Genomic DNA, 5,297 nt, shown 5'->3' with positions numbered 1-5,297 from the left:
AGACATGATTGTAAATGCTATTCAAAAAATTGGATTTTATAGCAATGATTTCTCCTTGTGTCTCAAAATATTCAATAAAACTACTAAGGAACTTAAAATATGAAAAAATTATCGTGTACAGAGATCATTCTTATTAAACTCAAGCATAGTGGTAACTTCACTAGTGGCCAATAGTTTATCGTCCAGTCTAAGAATATTAACATTGCAACTTGGCTTTTCTACTTTGACTCCCAACATAGTCTTAACTATCGAAACTAACTTAGCGAACCTATAAGGTAACACTGTACCAAACTCATCATAACTCATACGCCCTTTAGCAGCCGATAGATACTGCTCAGATTGTAAGTATTTATTTGAAAAACAAATACCTTTATTGCTATTAGTAAAGCTATACAACATAGCCAAACCATCGAACCAATGATTTAGCTTAATATTTCCATATTCAAATTTAGCAGGACCTACTCTGATAATTTGACCACTAAACCAGTCAGGAAGATTTGATAATTTTGGCCTCAATATATGCTCAGAAAACTCTTTTTCAACGCTGTTGAAAATCGAAGACAACTTACTCATGCTTCACTACCAATCATAATGCTACTTCTTAGATTATACTTATTATCACTAGCTAGTTTAATAAAATGCTAAAGATTTAATAATATAAATAATACTCATTAATATTAATATTTGCTTTTTTTCTATATGAAAATTGCTTATTATTAAGCATCTTAACTAATTTGTATATAGAGCTAAAGATGCAAAAGTCTTCAAAAAAACCTTTGGTTTCTATAAAGAACCTTTCGAAACAGTTTGATGATGGTCATTTAGCTGTTGATTCTGTTAATCTTGACGTTTACCCAAAAGAGTTTTTTTCTTTATTAGGTGGTTCAGGAAGTGGTAAAAGTACTCTTCTTAGAATGCTAGCAGGTTTTGAAAGACCTTCTGATGGAAAAATAATTATCGACGGTGTAGATATGTCAAATACTCCGCCGTATAAAAGACCTGTGAATATGATGTTTCAATCTTATGCACTTTTTCCGCACATGAATGTTAAACAAAATATTATGTTCGGTTTAAAACAAGAGAAATCTCTAAAAAAAGAAGAAATAGAAAAAGCTACTGATGCTGCTCTAAAAATCATAAAAATGGATCATCTTGCTAAAAGAAAACCACATCAATTATCTGGTGGGCAGCGTCAGCGTGTAGCTCTAGCAAGATGTTTAGCAAAAAGACCTAAATTAATTCTCCTAGATGAGCCATTATCGGCTCTAGATAAAAACTTGCGCGATCAAATGCAGTTTGAGCTTGTGGATATTCAAGAACAAACAGGTAGTACCTTTATAATGGTAACTCATGATCAAGAAGAAGCTATGACCATGTCTACTAGAATAGGTATTATGACCGATGGTTGGTTAGAACAAGTAAGTACTCCTTCTGAAATTTATGAATTTCCAAAAAGTCGATTTGTTGCAAGCTTTATCGGTAAAAGTACAATTTTTGAGGGTCGTGTAGAAGAAGTCGGAAGAACTAGAAGTGTTATAACTTCTGAGCAGGCGGGTACAGATTTTGTATTAAGAAGAAACATAGAAGCAATTGAAGATCAAGAAATTTGGGTCGGTCTTCGCCCTGAAAAAATAGTTATTAGCAAAGAAAAGCCAGAAGACTATGATCCCAACAAACCTATAAACTGTATCAAGGGTATTGTCGAAGATATTGCTTATATGGGGGGATTATCTACTTACCATGTTAGAACTACTAATGGTAATATAATGAAATCTACAGATTTTAATATCGAAAGAAATGCAGACCATCCATCTTGGGATGATGAAGTATATCTTACTTGGGAATCACAAAATATCATGGTGCTATACTCATAATGCAAAACTTAGAGAAAAGCTTTAGACACACATTAGTATACCTAGTTCCTTTTGTGTGGTTTATGGTATTTTTACTTATACCTTTTTTATTTGTTGTAGGTATTAGCTTTACATTGCCAGCGGACGGTACCCCCCCTGTTACTGCATTGATGACATTCAAAGATTCAACTCTAAACTTTACCTTATATCTAAGTAACTATATTGAGTTGATTCACTATAATCTAATATTCATATCTCTTTTAAAATCTTTTAAAGTCGCATTTATAACTACTGCTTTGTGTATTTTTATTGGTTACCCAATGGCTTTAGCATTATCTAGAGCTAAAAAAAATACACAAATTTTCTTTTTGGTATTAATTATTATTCCTTACTGGACATCATTCTTACTTAGAACTTATGCTTGGGTAACACTATTAGGAAATCATACTCTCAACCAGTTCTTAATGGATTTAGGTTTGCCAAGTATGGCCTTATTATACAATGACTTCTCAATGTATTTAGGGATGGTTTATTGTTATTTACCTTTTTTAATACTGCCACTTTATAGCACTTTAATAAAAATTGACCCGAGCATATACGATGCTGCAGAAGACTTGGGATCCAAGCCAGTTAATTCATTCTTTAAAATAACTCTGCCATTATCCATGCCTGGCTTGATTGCTGGTAGCTTGTTAATATTTATTCCGGCTATTGGTGAAGTGGTAGTACCACAGATTATGGGCGGGATGAATTCATTAATGATAGGAAATGTTATTTGGGAAGAGTTCTTCACATCTAATAACTGGGGTATGTCTGCTGCAATATCTGTAGTACTAATAGTCGTTCTAGTATTGCCTATTCTATGGATGCAACGTATACAAGCTAAGAGAACTTTTATTTAGGAGGTATAAGCAATGAAAAAATTTTCATTTAGTAGCATAATGCTTGTATTTGGCTTGGTATTTTTATACATACCTCTAGTAATCTTAGTAGTTTTCTCATTTAGTGACTCTCAGATTATAAACTTATGGGGTGGCTTTACTTTTGACTGGTATCATGAAGTCATAAATGATGAAGATATTATAAATGCGACTTTTACTAGCCTAAAGATAGCAACAATAACATCAATTATTGCAACAATACTTGGAACTATAGTAGCCTACGCTATGACTAGATTTAAATTTTTTAGATCGAGAAGTTTTTTATATGGTCTTGTAGCAACTCCACTTGTTTTACCTGATATCATTCTTGGGGTGGCTTTATTATTAATGTTCTCAACATTACAACATCTTATTGGCTGGCCTCATGAAAGAGGAACTACTACGGTGGTTATAGCACATGTAACAATGTGTACAGCTTATGTTGCAATAGTAATGCAATCACGTATAGCTAGTGTAGATATATCATTAGAAGAAGCTGCTCTAGATCTAGGTGCAGGTCCTATAGAGACCTTCTTTAAAATAACTTTACCTCAACTTATACCTGCATTGATTACATCTGCATTACTTACATTTACATTATCTATTGATGATTTAGTTGTCACAGAGTTTGTGGCTGGTAGTGATAACCCTACCCTACCAATGTACATTTACTCAACTGTCAAGAATGGACCTACCCCTGAAATAAATGCCCTAGCGACAATTATGATAGCAATTATTATAATAGGCGTATTACTTGGTATGTTTATTTCTGCTAAATTCCAAAAAAGACAAAGCTAAAAGGTTACTCAAAAATCATAAGTACTATTGAAAGTATAAGCAATATTCCTAGAATCAGGTTAAAAATTCGTAAATGATTTTCATTATTTAGAATTCTTTTTACTGAATTACCACCAAATAGCCAAAACCCAGTACATAAGAATGAAACTACCATATAAATAACAGTAATAATAACTACCTGAACTAACAGGCTCATATTAGCACTAACTACCGTATAAGTAGATACAACTCCAATTGCCATAATCCAAGCTTTAGGATTTATCCATTGAAATAGAGCTGCTTGAATAAAACTTAGTGGTTTACTGCTTTTTTCATCATCAAAATTAGATGATAAAATTATCTTAAAAGCCAGCCATAACATATAAATACCGCCCACAACTTTTATCACTGTATGTAGTCTTGGATGGCTTACAAAAATTGACTCTAAACCGAGCCCTATAATTAAAACCATAAAAGGAAAGCCAAGACAGACTCCTAGATAATGAGATAGAGTCTTCCTCACGCCAAATCTGATTGATGATATCAAAAGCATAAGATTATTTGGTCCAGGTGTAATAGTCGATGATATGCAAAATAAGAACAAAGGTATATAGAAACTCATATAACTAACTTTAAGTTTTAAAGTAAAGATTATATCTAGAAAATAATTAATTATGATATCTTTTTCAGCAAATAATCAATATGAAATTATGATATTCTCAAAAGATAGATAGATATAGATAGATTATTCGTCGATTGAAACGAACTTACGATTTAAAGCACCACCAACATGGAACTTAACAGTACCATCTTTAAGAGCAAATAAAGTGTGATCTTTACCACAACCAACATTTACACCAGGATGAGTCTTAGTACCTCTTTGACGCAGAATAATCGTACCTGCTTTAACAAACTCACCACCATATCTTTTAACACCTAAATACTTAGGGTTTGAATCTCTTCCGTTTCTAGTACTACCACCAGCTTTCTTATGAGCCATTTGTATACTCCTTAAATATTCTTAATAAAATTATAAACTAATAGATGAAACTTTTACCGCTGTAAAATACTGACGGTGACCTTGTTGCTTCATGCTGTGCTTACGACGACGGAACTTCATGATCTTAACTTTTTTGTTACGACCTTGTTCTACAACTTCGCCTACAACTTTAGCACCTTCTACAATAGGAGCGCCTATTTTAACTTCGCCTTCTGCTGTTTGACCCATCAAAACTGTATCAAACTCAACTTTTTCGCCAATACCAAGATCGAACTTCTCAAGTTTAACAACTTCGCCTTCTTTAACCTTGTATTGCTTACCGCCATTTTTAATTATCGCGTACATTTATTACTCCATTTATTAGATTTTAAATCCTCAGAACTGCCTACAATCAATAGACTTCTGACTTTTTGTTATTATTCCATAGTATCTAGTTACAAAACTAGACACCATATTATAACAAAAAAACCACAAATCACAAGCCCTGACTCCAACGCAACCTTTATTTTTGTGTATAAATCTCGTGCCATAAAACTATCTTATTTTCATCATCATACTTTAACCAAAGCATTGCATCAAAGATATCAATAGTTTCATCTAGGTGAGTAACTTCTGCAATCATAAAGGCTGTTGAGTTAATGAAAGCCCTTTTTCATATGTTTTAATATTGAGTATTTTTTAGATAAATCTGACTCAAAATCTTACTTTTGTGTTTCATATCAGCATTTTATGCTGATATGAATACAC

7 protein-coding genes are annotated in these 5,297 nt (G+C 32.7%); 3 read left to right on the top strand and 4 right to left on the bottom strand.

Annotated features, from left to right (window positions below):
- Positions 1 to 108 precede the first annotated feature (108 nt).
- On the bottom strand, positions 109 to 573 hold the full coding sequence (locus F3D57_RS09940) for a carotenoid oxygenase family protein (RefSeq protein WP_150466136.1): 465 nt from the start codon (positions 571 to 573) through the stop codon (positions 109 to 111).
- A 179-nt stretch (positions 574 to 752) separates the two neighbouring features.
- Between F3D57_RS09940 and F3D57_RS09935 the strand changes: the two genes are divergently transcribed.
- From F3D57_RS09935 to F3D57_RS09925, 3 genes are read left to right on the top strand one after another with little or no spacing between them, the layout of a single operon-like run.
- Entirely contained in the window at positions 753 to 1,874 is a 1,122-nt protein-coding gene (locus F3D57_RS09935; RefSeq protein WP_146421161.1) for an ABC transporter ATP-binding protein, read from the top strand.
- A complete protein-coding gene (locus F3D57_RS09930; RefSeq protein ID WP_146421160.1) occupies positions 1,874 to 2,755 on the top strand; it encodes an ABC transporter permease in 882 nt (293 codons plus the stop codon). The genes F3D57_RS09935 and F3D57_RS09930 overlap by 1 nt, the downstream gene beginning before the upstream one ends.
- A 12-nt stretch (positions 2,756 to 2,767) precedes the next feature.
- Positions 2,768 to 3,571, top strand: a complete 804-nt coding sequence (locus F3D57_RS09925; RefSeq protein ID WP_149368064.1) for an ABC transporter permease — start codon at positions 2,768 to 2,770, stop codon at positions 3,569 to 3,571.
- A gap of 4 nt (positions 3,572 to 3,575) precedes the next feature.
- Here the strand turns inward: F3D57_RS09925 and F3D57_RS09920 are convergent, their stop codons facing one another.
- The 3 genes from F3D57_RS09920 to rplU form a co-directional block, all read right to left on the bottom strand.
- Positions 3,576 to 4,172 (bottom strand): LysE family translocator, encoded by a 597-nt coding sequence (locus F3D57_RS09920; RefSeq protein ID WP_013923398.1) that lies wholly within the window; start codon positions 4,170 to 4,172, stop codon positions 3,576 to 3,578.
- 123 nt (positions 4,173 to 4,295) lie between these two features.
- Positions 4,296 to 4,550 carry a 50S ribosomal protein L27 gene (gene rpmA / locus F3D57_RS09915; protein ID WP_004288034.1) on the bottom strand — a complete coding sequence of 85 codons (255 nt, stop codon included), beginning with the start codon at positions 4,548 to 4,550 and terminating at the stop codon, positions 4,296 to 4,298.
- Between the two features lie 30 nt (positions 4,551 to 4,580).
- Positions 4,581 to 4,895, bottom strand: coding sequence for a 50S ribosomal protein L21 (gene rplU / locus F3D57_RS09910; RefSeq protein WP_004288036.1), 315 nt, complete (start codon positions 4,893 to 4,895; stop codon positions 4,581 to 4,583).
- Positions 4,896 to 5,297: the final 402 nt, after the last annotated feature.

The sequence above is a fragment of the Francisella sp. SYW-2 genome, from assembly GCF_008711475.1.
Lineage (GTDB): Bacteria > Pseudomonadota > Gammaproteobacteria > Francisellales > Francisellaceae > Francisella > Francisella salimarina.
This window is presented reverse-complemented; position numbering and strand designations above follow the sequence as displayed.